The sequence below is a fragment of the Amycolatopsis sp. NPDC051045 genome, assembly GCF_040682955.1.
Taxonomy (GTDB): domain Bacteria; phylum Actinomycetota; class Actinomycetes; order Mycobacteriales; family Pseudonocardiaceae; genus Amycolatopsis.
Window position 1 is genome coordinate 147,184 of the sequence record NZ_JBFBCC010000004.1, and the last position, 15,962, is coordinate 163,145.

The 15,962-nt window shown below is 72.3% G+C and carries 14 protein-coding genes; 10 read left to right on the forward strand and 4 right to left on the reverse strand.

Going from position 1 to position 15,962, the window contains the following annotated elements; genetic code table 11:
- The first annotated feature begins 162 nt into the window (after window positions 1–162).
- The 5 genes from AB0M80_RS11805 (at window position 163) to AB0M80_RS11825 (ending at window position 4,765) form a co-directional block, all read left to right on the forward strand.
- Window positions 163–1,263: a LacI family DNA-binding transcriptional regulator gene (locus AB0M80_RS11805; RefSeq protein WP_364562449.1), complete on the forward strand. Its 1,101-nt coding sequence runs from the start codon at window positions 163–165 to the stop codon at window positions 1,261–1,263.
- A 100-nt stretch (window positions 1,264–1,363) separates the two neighbouring features.
- On the forward strand, window positions 1,364–1,855 hold the full coding sequence (locus AB0M80_RS11810; protein WP_364562451.1) for a carbonic anhydrase: 492 nt from the start codon (window positions 1,364–1,366) through the stop codon (window positions 1,853–1,855).
- 46 nt (window positions 1,856–1,901) lie between these two features.
- Window positions 1,902–2,861, forward strand: coding sequence for a glycosyltransferase (locus AB0M80_RS11815; protein ID WP_364562454.1), 960 nt, complete (start codon window positions 1,902–1,904; stop codon window positions 2,859–2,861).
- 9 nt (window positions 2,862–2,870) lie between these two features.
- Window positions 2,871–3,746 carry an A/G-specific adenine glycosylase gene (locus tag AB0M80_RS11820; protein ID WP_364562457.1) on the forward strand — a complete coding sequence of 292 codons (876 nt, stop codon included), beginning with the start codon at window positions 2,871–2,873 and terminating at the stop codon, window positions 3,744–3,746.
- A gap of 62 nt (window positions 3,747–3,808) precedes the next feature.
- The gene (locus tag AB0M80_RS11825; protein WP_364562459.1) at window positions 3,809–4,765 is read left to right on the forward strand and encodes an N-acetylmuramoyl-L-alanine amidase; all 957 of its coding nucleotides are present in this window, start codon (window positions 3,809–3,811) and stop codon (window positions 4,763–4,765) included.
- A gap of 130 nt (window positions 4,766–4,895) precedes the next feature.
- On the opposite strand, the gene AB0M80_RS11830 is transcribed toward AB0M80_RS11825, so the two are convergent.
- Window positions 4,896–5,642 (reverse strand): alpha/beta hydrolase, encoded by a 747-nt coding sequence (locus AB0M80_RS11830; RefSeq protein WP_364562462.1) that lies wholly within the window; start codon window positions 5,640–5,642, stop codon window positions 4,896–4,898.
- Between the two features lie 74 nt (window positions 5,643–5,716).
- Here AB0M80_RS11830 and AB0M80_RS11835 point away from each other — a divergent pair, with 74 nt between their 5' ends.
- Window positions 5,717–7,123: a M1 family metallopeptidase gene (locus AB0M80_RS11835; protein ID WP_364562465.1), complete on the forward strand. Its 1,407-nt coding sequence runs from the start codon at window positions 5,717–5,719 to the stop codon at window positions 7,121–7,123.
- Here the strand turns inward: AB0M80_RS11835 and AB0M80_RS11840 are convergent.
- Window positions 7,109–8,497: an ATP-binding protein gene (locus AB0M80_RS11840; RefSeq protein ID WP_364562468.1), complete on the reverse strand. Its 1,389-nt coding sequence runs from the start codon at window positions 8,495–8,497 to the stop codon at window positions 7,109–7,111. The two genes, AB0M80_RS11835 and AB0M80_RS11840, sit on opposite strands and share 15 nt — an antisense overlap.
- A gap of 51 nt (window positions 8,498–8,548) precedes the next feature.
- Here AB0M80_RS11840 and AB0M80_RS11845 point away from each other — a divergent pair, with 51 nt between their 5' ends.
- On the forward strand, window positions 8,549–8,860 hold the full coding sequence (locus AB0M80_RS11845) for an antibiotic biosynthesis monooxygenase (protein ID WP_364562471.1): 312 nt from the start codon (window positions 8,549–8,551) through the stop codon (window positions 8,858–8,860).
- Window positions 8,853–9,668 carry a Sir2 family NAD-dependent protein deacetylase gene (locus AB0M80_RS11850; protein ID WP_364562474.1) on the forward strand — a complete coding sequence of 272 codons (816 nt, stop codon included), beginning with the start codon at window positions 8,853–8,855 and terminating at the stop codon, window positions 9,666–9,668. Before AB0M80_RS11845 ends, AB0M80_RS11850 begins: the two co-directional genes overlap by 8 nt.
- Here AB0M80_RS11850 and AB0M80_RS11855 read toward each other — a convergent pair.
- A complete protein-coding gene (locus tag AB0M80_RS11855; protein WP_364562477.1) occupies window positions 9,665–10,624 on the reverse strand; it encodes an endonuclease/exonuclease/phosphatase family protein in 960 nt (319 codons plus the stop codon). The genes AB0M80_RS11850 and AB0M80_RS11855 overlap by 4 nt on opposite strands.
- 162 nt (window positions 10,625–10,786) lie before the next feature.
- On the opposite strand from AB0M80_RS11855, the gene AB0M80_RS11860 reads away from it, so the two are divergent.
- Together AB0M80_RS11860 and AB0M80_RS11865 are read left to right on the forward strand one after the other, a co-directional pair.
- Complete coding sequence (locus AB0M80_RS11860; protein WP_364562480.1) at window positions 10,787–11,770, forward strand: ATP-binding cassette domain-containing protein; 984 nt, start codon at window positions 10,787–10,789, stop codon at window positions 11,768–11,770.
- The gene (locus AB0M80_RS11865; RefSeq protein ID WP_364562482.1) at window positions 11,767–12,573 is read left to right on the forward strand and encodes an ABC transporter permease; all 807 of its coding nucleotides are present in this window, start codon (window positions 11,767–11,769) and stop codon (window positions 12,571–12,573) included. The genes AB0M80_RS11860 and AB0M80_RS11865 overlap by 4 nt, the downstream gene beginning before the upstream one ends.
- A gap of 87 nt (window positions 12,574–12,660) precedes the next feature.
- On the opposite strand, the gene AB0M80_RS11870 is transcribed toward AB0M80_RS11865, so the two are convergent.
- Window positions 12,661–15,828 carry a BTAD domain-containing putative transcriptional regulator gene (locus tag AB0M80_RS11870; RefSeq protein ID WP_364562485.1) on the reverse strand — a complete coding sequence of 1,056 codons (3,168 nt, stop codon included), beginning with the start codon at window positions 15,826–15,828 and terminating at the stop codon, window positions 12,661–12,663.
- Window positions 15,829–15,962: the final 134 nt, after the last annotated feature.

The following is a 15,962-nucleotide window of genomic DNA, read 5'->3' on the forward strand; positions in this document are numbered from 1 at the left end:
GACGCTAATGGAAACCGTTGTCAGATTCACCTTACCCCATCCGGATGACTTCCTGGCCATCCGATCGTCGTTTGGTGTATGCGTCTTCACGCATGCGGATCGAGACATCGACCACGCGGGGTGTCTCTTCAGGAAAACGATCTGAACCGTTACGGTTTGCTGATGGGACGTCCTATTCGCACCCGGAGGCAGGCGACACTGGCGTCGCTCGCGGCGGAGCTCGGTGTGTCCAGGACCACGGTGTCCAACGCCTACAACCGGCCGGACCAGCTGTCCCCGGAACTGCGCCGTCGGGTCCTCGAGACCGCGCGGCGGCTCGGCTACCCCGGACCCGACCCGGTCGCCCGCTCCCTGCGCACGCGCAAGGCGGGCGCGGTCGGGCTGCTGCTCACCGAGAACCTCTCCTACGCCTTCCGCGACCCCGCCGCCGTCGGCGTGCTCGAAGGACTGGCCCTGGCTTGCGAAGACGCCGGCGTCGGCTTGCACCTGGTGCCGGCCAGCCCGGGCCGCGAAGACGTCGCCGCGGTGCACCGCGCGGGCGTCGACGGCTTCGTCGTCTACTCGGTGCCGGACGACGACCCGCACCTGGCCGCCGTGCTGGAGCGGCCGGTGCCGACGGTGATCATCGACCAGCCGAGCATCGAAGGGATCGACCGCGTCGGCCCGGACGACGCGGCGGCGGTCGGCAAGCTCGCCGAACACCTCGTCTCGCTGGGCCACCGGCAGGTCGGCGTGATCTGCATGCGGCTGGCGCGCGAGCGCAACGACGACTTCGTGTCGCCGGCGCGTCAGAGCGGCGCGCACTTCCACGTCCAGCGCACCCGGCTGGAGGCACTGGCCGCCGCGTTCTCGGGGGCGGGCGTCGACTGGGCGGGCGTCCCGGTGGTCGAGCGGTTCGACCACACAGTGGACGACGGCGCGTCCGCGGCCCGCCAGCTGCTGGACGCATACCCGCAGATCACCGCCGTGATCTGCACCTCGGACATCCTCGCGCTCGGCGCCATGGCCGAGGCCGAGCGGCGCGGGCTGCGGGTGCCGCAGGACCTGACCGTCACCGGCTTCGACGGCATCGCCGAAGCCGAGCGGATCGGGCTCACCACGGTCCACCAGCCGGTGCTCGAAAAGGGCAAGACGGCCGGGCGGCTGCTGCTCAGCTCCGGCGAGCGGAGCGCACCCAAGACGATCACCCTGCCGACCGAGCTGCGCCTCGGGCGGACGTCGGCGCCGCCGCGGACCGTCGAGGAGCCCTGGTTCGGGGGCTGACCCCGTGACATTGCCCGTAGTGCATTGCCCATCGGCATGTACACCCGGTCAAATGGAGTGGTACGCCCGCGCCGCGGGGCCACTGGCCGGAAGGTGACCGATGACCTCGATCGACGTATTGCTCAAGCGCAACCAGGAGCTCGGCGAGGTGACGCCGGGTGACCGGTCGTCCCCGAAGCCGTCGCTGCAGGTGGCCGTCCTGACCTGCATGGACGCCCGGATCCGGGTGTTCGAGCTGTTCGGCCTGCTGCAAGGCGAGTCGCACGTCCTCCGCAACGCGGGCGGCGTCGTGACCGACGACATGATCCGCTCGCTGGCGCTTTCGCAGCGCAAGCTCGGCACCCGCGAGGTGCTGATCGTCCAGCACACCGAGTGCGGCCTTTCGATGGTGACCGAGGACGACTTCAAGGACGAGCTGGAGACCGACACCGGGCTGCGGCCGACCTGGTCGGTCGAGGCGTTCCGCAACGTCGAGAACAGCGTCCGGACGTCGGTGGAGCGGGTGCGGCGCAGCGCCTACCTGCCGCACACCGAGAACGTCCGCGGCTTCGTCTACGACGTCAAGACCGGAAAGCTCAGCGAGGTCGAGTAGGCTATCGTCCCCATTCAGATGTTCTAGACATCCGAATGGGGACAACATGCGCGTGCTCTTCGCCGGCCTCGCGTCGGAAGGCCACACGTTCCCGATGCTCCCGCTCGCGATCGCGGCGCGGGACATCGGGCACGAGGTGCACTTCGCGGCGGGTGAGCACGTCCACCCGCCGCTGCACCGGCTCGGGCTCAACCCGTTCCGGCCCGCGGACTCGTTCTACGAGATCTACGCCGAAGACCTCGAGCCGGACCTGGCGCGGCTGCGGCCGGACCTCGTCGTGCACGGCTGGGGTGTCCCCGAGGTGGCCGTCGCCGCGCGCCGCGCCGGGATCCCGGCTCTCTGGCACGGGTTCGGCCGGATGTTCCCCAGCGGCATCGGGTTCGAGCGGCCGGACGGTGGGCGCCACCTCGACATCTGCCCGCCGTCGTTGCAGGACGAGGCCTTCCTCGCGACCGCCGACCGGATCGCCCTGCGTCCCGTGCCCTTCGCGGAGCCAGGCCGCTTCGAGCGCCCGCCGGCGCCGTTCACCCACCTGACGCTCGGCACCGCGTTCGGCACGCCCGAGGTGCTCACCGCCGCCATCCGCGGCCTGGCCGCGCTCGGCGGTCACGTGGTCGTCGCCACCGGGCGGGTGCGACCGCAGGAGCTCGGCAGCGTGCCGGACCACGTGACCCTGCACCCCTGGGTTCCGCAGGCGGAGGTGCTGCCACACGCCGCCCTCGTCGTGCACCACGGCGGCAGCGGCACCACGCTGGGCGCGCTCGCCGCGGGCGTCCCGCAGCTGGTCCTACCCCAGGGCGCCGACCAGTTCGCCAACGCCGAGGCGCTCGTCGCCGCGGGTGCCGCACTGCGTCTCCTGCCCGGCGAACTGAGCGCGGACGCCGTCACCGAACAGGCACGGAAGGCGGCTCCCTGCCGTGACGCGGCCCGCGCGATCGCCGCGGAGATCGCCGCCATGCCGTCCCCGGAGGAAGTGGCCCGCGAGCGCCTCCCCGAGGTGAAGTAGCCTCCCGGCGTGGCTGTGGACGCTGACGTACTGCTCGACTGGTTTTCCGCACACGGCCGGGACCTGCCCTGGCGTGAGCCGGACTGCTCCGCCTGGGGCGTGCTGGTCAGCGAAATCATGCTGCAGCAGACACCGGTCGTCCGCGTGCAGCCGATCTGGCTCGAGTGGATGGCACGCTGGCCGGTGCCCTCGGCTTTGGCGGCGTCGTCGCAGGGCGAGGTCGTGCGGGCCTGGGGCAAGCTCGGCTACCCGCGCCGCGCGCTGCGGCTGCACCAGGCGGCGGGGGTGATCGCGGCCGAACACGGCGACGTCGTTCCGTCCGATGTGGACACTCTGCTGGCGCTGCCCGGGATCGGGGCCTACACCGCGCGCGCCGTCGCCGCGTTCGCCTACGGGCGCCGCGCGCCGGTGGTCGACACGAACGTGCGGCGGGTCGTCGCGCGGGCGGTGCACGGGGCCGGTGACGCCGGGCCCGCGTCCAACACCCGCGACATGGCCGACGTCGAGGCACTGCTGCCGGCCGAGGACGCCCCGGCGGCGAAGTTCTCGGCGGCGATCATGGAACTCGGCGCGCTGATCTGCACCGCGCGCGCCCCGCGGTGCGCGGACTGCCCGATCTACGACGCCTGCGCGTGGCAGCACGCCGGGCGGCCGGAGTACACCGGCCCGGCCAAGCCGGTGCAGCGGTACGCGGGCACCGACCGGTACGTCCGCGGGCGGCTGCTGGACGTCCTGCGCGGCACCGAAGGCCCGGTCGAGAAGGCGAAGCTGGACCTCGTCTGGCACGACGGCGGTCAGCGCGACCGCTGCCTGGACTCCCTGCTGGTCGACGGCCTGCTCGAACAGACCCGGGACGGCCTCTTCGCCCTCCCGGGTGAACACTGACGCACTACAACCAAAGTTGGTCAATAGTTGTCTTCGGCACGGTGCGGAGTTACCGTTTCCGCATGGTCACTGTTGACCGCCGGACCCTGCTCAAGGCGGGGGTGACCGCGACCGCGGCCGGCGCACTGGGGATGACGACCACGGGGACGGCCGGCGCGGCCGTGCCGATCCCGACGATCCACCCGACGTCCGAGTGGGGTGCCCGGCCCGCCGCGGGCCCGATCGTGGTGGAGAACCACAAGCCGACGTACATCGTCGTGCACCACGCGGTCGATCCGACGGCCGACAACGACTTTTCGCTGGCGCGCGCGTTCTACGTCTCGCGCTTCATCCAGAACCTGCACATGGACAAGAACGGCTGGATCGACAGCGGCCAGCAGTTCACGAACAGCCGCGGCGGGCACATCACCGAAGGCAGGCACCGCAGCCTCGAAATCCTGCGGGGCGGCACGCAGCACGTCCAGGGCGCGAACGTGGGCAACCACAACAGCGAGGTCATCGGCATCGAGAACGAAGGCCTGTACAGCACGGTCGACGTGCCGCAAGCGCTGTGGAACTCGCTGGTTTCGCTCGTCGCGTACATCGCGGACCAGTACGGCATCGCGCCGGCGTTCATCAAGGGTCACCGCGACTTCAACTCGACCGAGTGCCCCGGCCAGGTGCTCTACAACCGGCTGCCCGAACTGCGGACGGCGGTGGGGCGCGTCCTCGGCGTCGCGGTGACGCGTTCCGAAGCCGAGTGGCCGCTGCTGAAGCCGGGCGACACGGGCAAGAAGGTCCAGCTGGCGCAGCAGTTCCTGCGGGCGTCCGGTTTCGACGTGCCCACCGACGGCGTCTTCGGAAAGTCCACAAAGGACGCCGTCGCCGCGTTGTCCGTCCAGGCCGGGCTGCGCCGCGACACCTGCCGGGCCGCACGCGCGGCCGACGAAACCGGCTTCCTCGGCGCGGACGTCTGGCCGCTGATCGTCCCGGCCGACCGCTCCACGGCGGCCTGGCGAGCGGACCTGGCCCGCACGTAGCGGGACGACACGCGTCCCCAACGGGACGACACGCGTACTCGGTTGGACGACACGGCGGCTCAACGTCGCGCCGGTTGTGTCGTCCATCCCGGTACGCGTGTCGTCCGTCCAGGTACGCGTGTCGTCCGGTTCAGCGGGTCAGGACCTGGCTGAGGAAGGCTTCCACCGCACCGCGGTAGGTCTCCGGGGCTTCGTCGTGGGGCAGGTGGGCCGAGCCCGGCACCACCAGGTGCTTCGCTCCCGGGACGCGGTCGGCGACGAGCGCCTGCTGGCCCGGCGGCATCGCCGTGTGCTCGCCCTCGACCAGCAGCAACGGGCAGCGGATCGCCTCGACGACGTCCCAGTAGTCCCGGCGTCCCCACTCGGCGGCGATGACGTACAGGTCCTCGAGGTCCGCGACCAGGTGGAGGCCGTCCTCGCGCTCCTCGACGCAGTCCGCGAAGTACTCGCCCGCGTCGCCGAAGAACTCCCGGACGTGGTCGAGCGACTTGAACGGGACCGGCCAGCTCTCGAAGTACCCCCGCCAGGTCTCCACGGTCCGGCCGCGCTGGTCCGGCGCGAAGTCTTCGGACACGACCGCGCGCACCAGCTCCGGGTGGCGCGCGGCGGTCGCCCACGCGTGCAGGCCGCCCATCGAGTGCCCGATGAGCACGGCCGGGCCGGCGTCCAGGGCCCGCAGCGCTTCGGCGACGTCGTCGGCGAAGCGCTCGGTGGTCCACGGCCCGACGCGCGGCGCGTTGCCGTGGCCACGCGCGTCCAAGCCGTACACCGCGCCGTAGGGCCGGAGCCACTCCGCGACCCGCCACCACGTCCGCGCCCGGCCCATCAGGCCGTGCAGCAGAACGATCGGCACGCCGCTGCCGCCGAAACAGAACACGCGGCCACCTAACCACAAAACCCCTGGTGCGGAACGTGACCAGGTGATCGCTTTCCATCACCTATGGTGGTCGTATGCGCCGCCGGCCCACCGCACTCGCCGTCTGCGCCGCGGTGGTCCTCGCCGTGGCGTGCGGTGGTGACGCCGTCACGGTGCCGCCCCCGCCACCACCCATGCACCCCGCACCCGGAGCCGCCGGTGCCGGCGATCCGTACTACCCCGACGACGGCAACGGCGGTTACGACGCCCTCGGCTACCAGGTCGGCGTGACGTACGACCCGCCGAGCGGGCACCTCGACGGCGACACCACGGTGACCGCGAAAGCCACCCAGGACCTCAGCCGCTTCGACCTCGACCTGCGCGGGCTGGACGTGCACAGCGTCGAGGTCGACGGCAAGCCGGCGCAGTTCGGCCGCGAAAAGGCGTTCGAGCTGGTCGTCACGCCGCCGGAACCGCTCCGGGCCGGGACGACCTTCCGCACGCGGGTGACCTACGGCGGCGACCCGGCGAAGACCCCGCACGACGGCGGCAGCGAAAACGGCTGGAAGCACTCGGCCGACGGCGGCGCCTACATGGTCGGCGAGCCGCACTCGGCGGCGTTCTGGTACCCGGTGAACGAGACCCCGCGCGACAAGGCCACCTTCACGCTCACCGCGCACGTCCCGGCGGGGTGGACGGTCGTCTCGAACGGCCGCGAGGGCCCGCCCGGCACCTGGACCGAGCCCACCCCGGTGGCGAGCTACCTGACGACGATCGCGATCGGCAAGTTCGGTGTCGACAGGTCGACATTGCCCGACGGGACCCCGGTGCTGTCGGCGTACGCGCCGGGCACCGAAGACCGCCGCGCGATCGGCGGCCGCCTGCCGGAGGTGCTCGGCTTCCTGAGCGGCAAGTTCGGGCCGTACCCGCAGTCGGCCGCGGGCGGGATCTTCCTGAACGAGGAAGTCCCCTTCTCGCTCGAGACGCAAACCCGCCCGACGTACGCGAAGTGGGCCGACCTGCCGACGCTGGTGCACGAGAACGCCCACCAGTGGTTCGGCGACTCGGTGTCGGTGCGGGACTGGTCCGACATCTGCCTGAACGAGTGCTTCGCGTCGTACGCGCAGTGGCTGTGGGCCGAGCGCGAGGGCCAGAGCCTGGACGACCGTTACCGCGCGGCCATCGAGATCACCCACGCCAGCACCGACTTCTGGGCGCAGAAGCTGGTCGGCATGGGGCAGGGCCACGAATTCGAAGGCGTCTACAACAAGGGCATCCTGGCGCTGCACGCACTCCGCCGCGAAATCGGCGACCCGGCGTTCGGCCGGCTGCTGCGCGAGTGGCCGTCCCGCTACCGCCACGGCAACGCGACCTGGGCCGACTTCGAGGCGATGACGACGCGGCTCAGCGGCAAGAACCTCCGGGCGTTCTTCGACGCCTGGTTCCGCGGCACGAAGCTCCCCGCCGACGCCGAGCTCTTCCCCGGCTCACTGCGTAGCTGAACTGCCCAGCAGCGACCGCGTCAGCGCACTCCGCGCGTCCAGCATCTCCCGCAACGCCGTGGTCAGCTCCCAGTCCCCGACGACGACGTCCGCGTCCGGGCGCACCGCCAGGGCCCGCAGCGACGCCCGGCGCAGCAGCTCCTTCGCGAACGACGCCGTCATCCCCGCCGTCGCGTCGACGATCGGGCCGAGGTCCGCCGTCAGCTCCAGCCCGCGCGCGTACAGGCGAAGCAGCGCTTCGCGCCCGGCCGCGTCCGGGAGCGGGATCTCGACGGCGAGGTCGACGCGGCCGGGCCGGTCCGCGAGGGCCTTCTCCAGCTCGCTCGCCCGGTTGGTGGTGAGCAGGAACGTGACGTCGGCGTCGCCGCCCACGCCGTCCATCGCGTCGAGCAGGGTGAACAGCAGTGGCTGGACCATCGGTCCGTAGCTGCGGTCCTGCGCGATCAGGTCGACGTCCTCGAGCACGACCACGCTGGGCTGCAGCCGCCGCGCCAGCTCCGCGGCCTTGCCCACGAGCTTCATCGCCGTGCCGGTCAGGATGATCACCGTGGTGTCCGGCAGGCGGCCCATCAGGTAGCGGACCGTGTGCGTCTTGCCGGTGCCGGGCAGGCCGTGCAGCAGCAGCCCGCGTTTGAGGTGCTGGCCCGCGGCCAGCAGCCGCTTGCCGTGTTGGGCGATGCCGACCGTGTGCCGCTCGATCGCGTCGAGCACGCCGTCCGGCAGCACGACCTCCTCGCCGGTCAGCGTCGGCCGGGGGAGGAACGTGAGCAGCTCGTTGCCGCGGTGCTCGCTGGTGCCGAAGGCCAGCACCTGACCCCGCAGGAGGTCGTGCTCGGTCATCAGCCGCTCGACGCGGTCGCGCACTTCGGTGGCGGTCACCCGCGACGTCGCGAGGACCTCCAGCCGGCACTGCTCGAGCCCCCACTGCGGGGTCGCGCCGCGGATGGCGAGCAGCACGGGCTCCCCGCCCGGCGCGCTGGTGCCGACCAGCCCCAGCTGGACGGCTTCGGTCGCGTCGTCCGGGCCGATCGCCGTCGTCGTGTAGTCGACCGAGCCGAGCTCGTACATCCCCTGCTTGCGCGCGATGGCGAGCATCCCGATGAGGTCTTCGTGCGTGCGCTGGCCGCCCGCGATGCCGAACCAGGCCACGGCCGTGCCGTGTTCGGCGAGGTAGGCGTCGACCCCGCGCTGGATGTTGGCGTGCTCCCACATCGGCCAGTTCCGGGTCACGACCACCACCTCGGGCAGCGGTGCCCCCAGGTGGCCGGTCACGCGCTCGATCAGTTCGTTGGCCGGGCCGCCCGCGACCTCGTTCGCGGTGGCGCGGACGATCCGGGCGATATCGGTGGCCAGATCGCGCTCGGTGCTCCCCATGACTTCCACAGTGGCACGGATCACACCCGGCAGCCAACTACGCTGGAGGCCATGAGTGTCGTGAAGATCAACGCGATCGAGGTCCCCGAAGGCGCCGGACCCGAGCTGGAGAAGCGGTTCGCCGCCCGCATGCACTCCGTCGACGAGCAGCCCGGTTTCCTCGGGTTCGAGCTGCTGCGGCCGGTTTCCGGCGAGACGCGCTACTTCGTGTACACGAAGTGGGAGACCGAGGAGCACTACCAGGCGTGGGCGAAGGGCGGCCCGGCCGCGGCGGCGCACTCGGGTGAGCGCGCCAAGCCCGTGTCCACCCGGGCGAACCTCCTGGAGTTCGAGGTCGTCTTCGGCTCGCAGCCGGGTGAGTGAGCTCGCCAGGGCCGCGGAACTCCTGGACGGCGCCGGCGCGCTGCTGATCTGCGCCGGCGCCGGCATGGGCGTCGACTCCGGCCTGCCGGACTTCCGCGGCGGTGACGGGTTCTGGCGCGCGTACCCGCCGTATGCCCGGCTCGGGCTGCGGTTCGAGGAGCTCGCCGACCCGCGGCACTTCGCCGACGACCCCGAGCTGGCCTGGGGCTTCTACGGGCACCGGCTTTCGCTGTACCGGAACACGGTGCCGCACGACGGTTTCCGGCTGCTCCGCTCGCTGGGCGCGGCCCTGCCCGGCGGCGCCCGGGTCTTCACGTCCAATGTGGACGGACAGTTCCAGAGAGCGGGCTTCGAGTTCGTCGCCGAGGCGCACGGCTCGATCCACCACCTGCAGTGCCTCGCCGGGTGCACCTCCGAGATCTGGCCGGCGTCCGGCGTCACCGTGCCGATCGACCAGGAAACGATGCGCGCGGTGCCGCCACTGCCGTCGTGCCCCCGCTGCGGCGGGCTCGCGCGGCCCAACATCCTGATGTTCGGCGACTTTTCGTGGGTCCCGGACCGCAGCCAAGCGCAGCTCGACGAGCTGACGGCGTGGCGCCGGACGGCCCGCGACCTCGTGGTGGTGGAGCTGGGCGCGGGCCAGGCGGTCCCGACGGTCCGCCGCTACGCGGAACTCGCGAGCGCGGCGAGCGGCGCGTTGATCCGCATCAACCCGCGCGAACCGCAGATCCGCCACGGCCGCGGGGTGTCGATCGCGGCAGGCGCCCTGGAAACCCTCACCCGGCTCCTGCCAGGGCTTCGGCACTAAGGCAGGCGGACTTCGGCGAACACCGCGCGGTGGTCGCTGCCCGGGACGTCGAACACCCGGTAGTCCAGCACCGCCGCGCGGTTGTCCACCACCACGTGGTCGATCGTCACCACCGGCATCGACGACGGCCACGTCGGGGCCAGTCCCGCGCCGCGTTCCTCCGCCGCGTCGCGGTAGCCGCGGGCCAGCACCGTGCGGAACGCCGCGTGGTCCAGCGTCGCGTTGAAGTCGCCGGCCAGGATGCGCAGGCCGTGCTCGCCCGCCGCCTGTGAGAGGTCCTTGATCTCCCGCTCCCACTGCGGCGTGTCGACGTCCGGGGAGATCGGGTGGACGGCGACGAGCTCGGCCACCACACCGTCGCCGAGGTCGGCCTCGGCGCCGGGCTGCTTGGCCGCCGAGTCACCGGTCAGGTTGACCTCCTTCAGCGGGAAGCGCGACACGATTCCGGAGCCGAACGCGCCGGGCGCCGGGTGCAGCACCCGGTACGGCAGCGCCTCGAACAACCCCGCCGCGGTCAGCCCGTCGACCGCGCGCGGGGTCATCTCGACCAGGTTCAGGACGTCGATCCGCTGCTCGCGCACCAGCCGGACGACCGCCTCCGGGTCCGCCTGGCCGTAGAGCAGGTTCGACGAGAGGATGCGCAGGGTCTTGCCGTGCACATCGCGCTGCTCGCTCACCGACAACCGCGGGACCACGAGGACGGCCAGCGCGGCCGCCAGCACCAGGGCGACCCCACCGGTCCACCACCGCCGCAACGCCAGTGCGACGCCGCCGAGGAGCACCCCCGCGGCCGCCGCGTACGGCGTCAGCGACAACGCGATGAGCGTGTACCAGTCGCCGTCGAAGCCGACCAGGCGCAGCGCCGCCAGCACCGCCAGAGGCACCACCGGCGCCACCAACAGGCCCGTGACCAGCGGATGCTTCCGCCGCAACCGCGTCTCTTCCGCAACCACCATGCTGCCGAGTATGCCGAGACCGGAGCCAGTCGGCCCGGGCTGCGGCAACTCCTCCACAAGATCTCCACCAGCCGCTGCCAGCGCCTGACAGCGCGCTGTGCGTGATCTACCAGAGCCCACGTCCACAGTTCACCTAGAACGCGACAGCAAAGGAGGACGCCCATGTCACACGCGATCCAGGCCGAGGGCCTGGTCAAACACTTCGGGAACACCAAGGCGCTGGACGGGGTGGACCTCGAGGTCCCGTTCGGCCAGGTCGTCGGGGTGCTCGGGCCGAACGGCGCCGGCAAGACGACCGCCGTCCGGATCCTGGCGACCTTGATGAAACCGGACGCCGGGAGAGCCACGGTCGGGGGCTACGACGTGGTCGCCGACGCGGTCCGGGTCCGCAGCCTGATCGGGCTGACCGGGCAGTACGCGTCGGTCGACGAGGACCTCAACGGCATCGAGAACCTCGTCCTGATCGGCCGGCTGTACGGCCACTCCCGGGCCCAGGCCAAGGCCCGGGCCACCGAACTGATCGAGCGGTTCGAGCTGACCGGCGCGGCCAAACGGCCGATCCGGACCTTCTCGGGCGGCATGCGGCGGCGGATCGACCTGGCGGCCAGCCTCGTCGGCCGGCCCGAGGTGCTCTACCTCGACGAGCCGACCACCGGGCTCGACCCGCACGCCCGCAACGAGGTCTGGGACGTCGTCCGCGGCCTCGTCGCCGAGGGCGCGACGGTGCTGCTGACCACGCAGTACCTCGAGGAGGCCGACCAGCTGGCCGACAAGATCACCGTGTTCGACCACGGCCGCGTCGTCGCCGACGGCCGCGCCGACGAGCTCAAGCGCCGCGTCGGCGGGCAGACGCTGCAGGTCCGGCCGACCCAGCTGTCCGACATGGATGCGGTCAACCGGATCCTCGGCGACCTCACCGGCGTGCACCCGACCCGCGACAACGCGACCGGGCTGCTCACCGCGCCGGTCAACGACCCGGTGCTGCTGTCCACCCTGGTCCGCAAGCTGGACGAAGCCGGGATCACCGCGGACGAGCTGGCGCTGCGCCTGCCCAGCCTCGACGAAGTGTTCCTCGCCCTCACCGGGCACGCCGCCGAAGAGTCCACTGAGGACACCACCCGCGACCTCGAAGGGAGCCTGGCGTGACGACGCTGGCCCTCGACCGCCCGGCCCCGCCGCGGCACATCAGCCCCGGCAAGGGTTTCCAGCACGCGCTTTCGCTGGCTTGGCGCGGCATCCTGAAGATCCGCAAGAACCCCGAACAACTCGCCGACGTCACCCTGATGCCCATCATCTTCCTGGTGATGTTCGTCTACCTCTTCGGCGGCGCGCTGTCCGGCTCGACCGACGCCTACCTGCAGATGGTCGTGCCCGGCATCATCGTGATGAACATCCTGCAGGCGTGCCTGACCGTGGGCACGAACCTCAACACCGACATCACCAAGGGCGTGTTCGACCGGTTCCGCAGCATGCCGATCGCCCGCTCGGCCCCGCTGATCGGCGCGGTGCTGGCCGACGTCGTGCGCTACGTGGTCTGCCTGACCGTGCTCATGGTCGTGGCGACGATCATGGGCTACCGGATCGCGACCAGCCCCGGCGAGTTCGCCGTGGCGATCCTGCTCGCGCTGGCGTTCGGCCTCTGCTTCTGCTGGGGCTCGGTGTTCGTCGGCATGCTGATGAAGTCGCCGGGCTCTGCGCAGGCGCTGATGTTCGTCTTCATCATGCCGCTGACGTTCGGCAGCAACGTGTTCGTGCAGACGTCCACCATGCCGGGGTGGCTGCGGGCGTGGGCGGACATCAGCCCGGTCAGCCTGATGGCCAACGCGCTGCGCGGCCTGATGAACGGCGGGCCCGTCGCCGGTCCGCTGGCCGGGGCGCTGGCCTGGATGGCCGGTGCCGTGGTCGTGTTCTTCCCGCTGGCCACCTGGGCCTACCGCCGGCGGGTCTGAGAGGCGCCGACGCACGGGGGTGAGTCGCGCCAGGGGAAAGCCGGAGGGGACGTTCGCGGGTGCGGACGTCCCCTCCGGCTTTGCCGATCACGGCCCCAGCTCGTCCAGCAGCCAGGCGATTAAGTCCTTTTTGGACTGTCCGCGGACTTCCCCGTGGACGGTGTCGTAGTCCGGCAGCGCCGCACGGAGGTCGGCGATGAGCGCCCGGACCTCGGGACTGCCGAGGTCCAGCCGCCCGCGGACGACGGCGGACGCCGCCAGCACCCGGGCCGCCGTCTCGGGCCGGCCCTGCTGCGCCCGGATCATCGCCAGCAGTTCCACCGCCCCCGCCATGTCCGGCATGTCGCCGCGCTGGTTCGTGGCCCGGATCGCGACGGCGATGTGCCGCTCCGCCTCGTCGGCGCGGCCCTGGGCCAGCAGGAACCGCGCCTCGAACGCGTGGATCCACTCGTCGCCGATGCCGCCGGGGAACCAGTCGTCGTCGCCGCCGAGCGCGGCGACGCGGTCGAGCACCGCCCGCGCTTCGGCCAGCTCGCCGGTGCGCAGCAGCAGTTCGATGCGGCCGAACATCAGGATCGCGCGCTGCTGCGGGTTCGTGATGCCCTGGCCGTAGCGCTCCGCGGCCTCCTGGTCGCGCCACGCCCCGGCGAAGTCCCCGGCTCGCGCGCGCTCGACGGCCAGCCGCCACCAGTGCTGCACGGCATCCTCGTGCGACCGCAGCTCCATCGACAGCGCCAGACCCCGCTGGTAGATCTCGATGGCCTCCGCGCTGTGGCCGTCCTGGGACAGCGCGTAGCCCTTGAAGCTCAGCGTCATCGCGATGCCCCAGCGGTCGCCGACCGCCTCGAACCCGGCGTGGGCCAGATCGCGCGCCCGGTCCGCGCCCTCGACGTCCCCCTCGTCGTCGAGCAGGAAGCTGTCCACCCAGTACCCGCCGGCGCGGGTCCACGGGTCCGGGTGCTGCTCGGCGCGGCGCACCTCGCGGACGGCGACCTCACGGTCTCCGCCGAGGAAAGCGAGCATCGGCAGGGCGACCGCGAGCCCGGGGTAGCGGTCGACCGCGCCGGTGCGCACGCACTCGTCGACCAGCTTGATGATTTCGGCCCGGTCCGACCGCACCGGGATCTCGTCCATGAGGTAGACGAGCGCGCGGTAGGCGGCCGCGACCTGAGCGGGCAGGCGGTCGCCGAACTCGAGGGTCTCGTGGATGAGGCTGCCGACCCGGCCACCCTGACCGAGGATGGTGAGGTACCAGAACATCCCGTCCAGCAGGGCGACCGCGTTGTCCACATCGGACATCTCGATCGCGCCGCGCAGGGCCGCGATCATGTTCGCGCTCTCGGCTTCGAACGCGTCGATCGCCGCCAGCTGCTCGGCGGTGCGCAGCGTCGGCTCCCGCCGCTGGGCGAACTCGGCGTAGTAGGACGCCATCACCCGGCGCGTCCGGTCGTGCTCGCCCGACTCCACCAGCCGCTCGGTGGCGTACGCGCGCAGCGTCTCCAGCATCCGGTACCGCGGCTCACCGCTGCCCGCGTCCTCTGTGTCCACTATGGACTTCTCGACGAGGCTGCCGAGCACGTACGGCACGTCGCCGGCGGGCAGCCGCCCGTCCGCGCAGACGGCCTCGATCGCCCCCAGCTCGGCACCGCCGGTGAACACCGCGAGCCGCCGGGCCAGCACCAGTTCGGCGTCGGTCAGCAGGTCCCAGCTCCACTCGACGACCGCGCGCAGCGTCCGCTGCCGCGGCAGGGCCGTGCGGCTGCCCGAGGTCAGCAGCCGGAAGCGGTCGCCGAGCCGCCCGGCGATCTGGCCCACGGTCATCGACCGCAGCCGCGCCGCGGCCAGCTCCAGGGCCAGCGGCATCCCGTCGAGCCGGCGGCAGATCTCCCCGACGTGGTCCACAGTGGACTCGTCGAGCACGAAGTCGGGGCGGACGGCGGCCGCCCGGTCGAGGAACAGCCGGGTCGAGTCGAGCTCGGCGGCCTCCGCGGGCGCGGCGCGTTCCGCGGGCACCGGCAGCGGGCCGAGCGGGCACAACGCCTCCCCGGTGATCGCCAGCGGCTCGCGGCTGGTGGCCAGGATCCGCAGCTTCGGCGCCCGGTGCAGCAGGGCGTCGGCCAGCTGGGCGGCGGCGTCGACGACGTGCTCGCAGTTGTCCAGCACCAGCAGCGCTTCCGCGCCGCCGAGCACCTCGACGGCCTGTTCCACCGGGTCCGGCGGACGGCGGTGGACCTCGGTCTCCGTGCGGATTTCCCGGACCTCGAGCGCGCCGAGCAGCGCACCGGCGACGTCGTCGGGGTTGCGGACCCCGGCCAGCGCGGCGAACCAGACGCGGCCCTGCTGGTGTGCCGGGTGCCGCGACGCCGCTTCGGTGGCCAGCCGGGTTTTGCCCGCCCCGCCCGGCCCGGCCAGGGTGACCAGCCGGGCGCCGCCGAGCAGCTCGGCGAGCAGCTTGAGCTCGTCGTCGCGGCCGATGAACGTGGTCAGCCGGGTCGGCAGCCGGTCGGCCACCGGCGAGGGCGGCGCGAACTCGCCTCGCAGCGCGGCGAGGTGGATCTCCCGCAGCTCGGCCGAGGGGTCGACGCCGAGCTGATCGGCCAGGGTGCGGCGGAGCCCGGTGTAGACGGCCAGTGCTTCCGACTGCCGCCCGGCGGCGCACAGCGCGCGGATCCGCAGCCCGGCGAGCCGTTCGCGCAGCGGGTCGGCCTCGGCCGCCGTGGTCAGGTCGGCCAGGACACCGGCGTGCTCGCCCAGCCGGATCAGGGCTTCGAACCGGTCCTCGGCCGCCTCGGCCCGCAGTTCGGTGAGCCGCCGGGCCGGGGCCGGCGCGAACGGCGCGTCGAGGACGTCGGCGAGGGCGGCGCCCTGCCAAAGCGCAAGGGCCTCGGTGAGCAGGTCGGCGGCGTGGGCGTCCCGGCCCGCGGCCAGCTCGCGGCGCCCCTCGGCGGCGAGCCGTTCGAACCGCTCGGCGTCGACGTCGCCGGCCGCCAGCGCGAGCCGGTAACCGCCCGGCCCGGATTCGACGGCCACCGGCAGCGCCTTCCGCAGCCGCGAAACCAGCGACTGCAGGGCGTTGGCCGCGTCGGACGGCGGTTCGGCGCCCCAGAGCCCGTCGACCAGCGCGCCGGCCGGGACCGCGCGTCCGGCGTCCAGCGCGAGCCTGGCCAGGAGCATGCGGAGGCGGGCGCCGCCGATATCGATCGGCGTGCCGTCGTCTTCCGCCGCCCGCAGCGGGCCCAGCAGCGCAACGCGCATGTGTCCAGCTTTCCAGACGGCAGGCCGGCGCCGGGGCGGGCCGACGGAAGTGCTGATTATCCGGACAAATGCGACGCGATCTCCCGGTTCACCCGTTCGTGGCGATACGTTGCGGGCGAGGTCCACCTGAAACG

Excerpts from the sequence above, each read along its gene's own strand:
- AB0M80_RS11805 (WP_364562449.1), top strand. The coding sequence starts at position 163 with ATGGGACGTCCTATTCGCACCCGGAGGCAGGCGACACTGGCGTCGCTC.
- AB0M80_RS11810 (WP_364562451.1), top strand. The coding sequence starts at position 1,364 with ATGACCTCGATCGACGTATTGCTCAAGCGCAACCAGGAGCTCGGCGAG.
- AB0M80_RS11815 (WP_364562454.1), top strand. The coding sequence starts at position 1,902 with ATGCGCGTGCTCTTCGCCGGCCTCGCGTCGGAAGGCCACACGTTCCCG.
- AB0M80_RS11825 (WP_364562459.1), top strand. The coding sequence starts at position 3,809 with ATGGTCACTGTTGACCGCCGGACCCTGCTCAAGGCGGGGGTGACCGCG.
- AB0M80_RS11835 (WP_364562465.1), top strand. The coding sequence starts at position 5,717 with ATGCGCCGCCGGCCCACCGCACTCGCCGTCTGCGCCGCGGTGGTCCTC.
- AB0M80_RS11840 (WP_364562468.1), bottom strand. The coding sequence starts at position 8,497 with ATGGGGAGCACCGAGCGCGATCTGGCCACCGATATCGCCCGGATCGTC.
- AB0M80_RS11845 (WP_364562471.1), top strand. The coding sequence starts at position 8,549 with ATGAGTGTCGTGAAGATCAACGCGATCGAGGTCCCCGAAGGCGCCGGA.
- AB0M80_RS11855 (WP_364562477.1), bottom strand. The coding sequence starts at position 10,624 with ATGGTGGTTGCGGAAGAGACGCGGTTGCGGCGGAAGCATCCGCTGGTC.
- AB0M80_RS11860 (WP_364562480.1), top strand. The coding sequence starts at position 10,787 with ATGTCACACGCGATCCAGGCCGAGGGCCTGGTCAAACACTTCGGGAAC.
- AB0M80_RS11870 (WP_364562485.1), bottom strand. The coding sequence starts at position 15,828 with ATGCGCGTTGCGCTGCTGGGCCCGCTGCGGGCGGCGGAAGACGACGGC.